1 pseudogene is annotated in these 1,440 nt (G+C 44.9%); it reads right to left on the reverse strand.

Going from position 1 to position 1,440, the window contains the following annotated elements:
- Nucleotides 1-1,440 (reverse strand): annotated as a pseudogene (locus tag Q0X89_RS17785) (hypothetical protein); the annotation flags it as partial.

Raw genomic sequence — 1,440 nt, forward strand, 5'->3', positions numbered from 1 at the left:
CTTCACCGCCATCTTCGTCCTTAAGATCCCGGTAATTTGCATAGACGGAAAGTTGCGACTCAGGCGTATTGATCACCCGGGATTTCAGGTAGTAGGTATTCGAACTGTTCACTTTCGTCATCACGGCATTACGTACACTGTCGTTCACCCGATATTGATACCCGGCTTCGGCAAATACCTTGGTGCTGTCACCAATACCAACATAGGTTTCGTAAGAAATGAAACGCTGGCTCACACCGGTCAGGCTGTCATTTTTCAATGTGGAAACCCGGTTATCTTCGAGGTTGACCTTGGCACCTATCCACGATTTGTTCAGCTGGTAAACCGCATTAGTAAATGATCGGGCAAATTTGGAGTCGAGGGAGTCGCTTTCGCTCTTCAGGTAGCTGCTGGCACTGTTTATCCGAAATTTACCAGGACGAAGACCGGCATTCAGAACATGACGGTCACCTTTAAAATTTCCTGAAAAATTCAGATTCTGGTACGCATAGCTCGCAACACCCAAACGGGGTTGTGCTACTTCCATTCCGGCAATGACAAAACGCTGATCGCCCAAAGGATCGATAAGGTTCCAGTCACGTACAAATTCTATATTGTACAGCCTTTCGATAGTACGGAAGTCTTTATTTATAAAATCAAGGGAGCCATAACCATTTAGGGACAGTGTATCCGCATTTTTAAGCAGCGTCTGTTTTGCAGCGAGCCGAGCCGCAAATCCGTCGTTGTCCTCATTGTCCAGATCGGAGAACAAGTTGAGATCATTCTGGCTCCCGGCTACTTCAAAATCGATCGTGGTATTTTCCGAAGGGTGATAACTACCATTCACGCCGGCAATCTGCAACTTCATTGGAGCAGTGAGTTGAATTACCGGTTCGTATTCACCCTGAGGAACACCGTTTAATGGCGAAACATACTCCAAGATACGGTTGATGGCGCTTTGATCGCTTATCACATAATTTCCCTGATTCGGACCCAGCAGACTGAATCGGACACTGAATAGTTCATCTTCCGGGTTATTAGAGAAGACGAATATTTCAACGCCATCGAGTATTTCTTTTTTATAGAGTATTTTATTTTCTGAATAAGTATCCGGAACTGCCGAAGGGGCCGTCATGGCATCCCTATTATCTCCGGCGGCTTTTAGAATCGCTACTTGTTCTTCGGAAAGATTTTGCTGAAGAGGTTGATTCTTAGCGTCATTTTCAGAATAAACATAGACCCCTAGGTCGAAATTATCGTTACTATAGTTACCGCCACCATAACCAATGAATCTTGAATAATTCCGATCGGTAAACTGATATTCAACGACGATACGCATATTGGCGGTAATTGGAAAAGTAGGGTTGAATTTTAATTCTCCCGCGTTGTAATCGATCACGTAATCCGCATTCTCACCACGTTTCAGCAACAACCCATTAACATAAACGCGCTCACTCCCCG

This window comes from uncultured Eudoraea sp., from assembly GCF_947258525.1.
Taxonomy (GTDB): Bacteria; Bacteroidota; Bacteroidia; order Flavobacteriales; family Flavobacteriaceae; genus Eudoraea.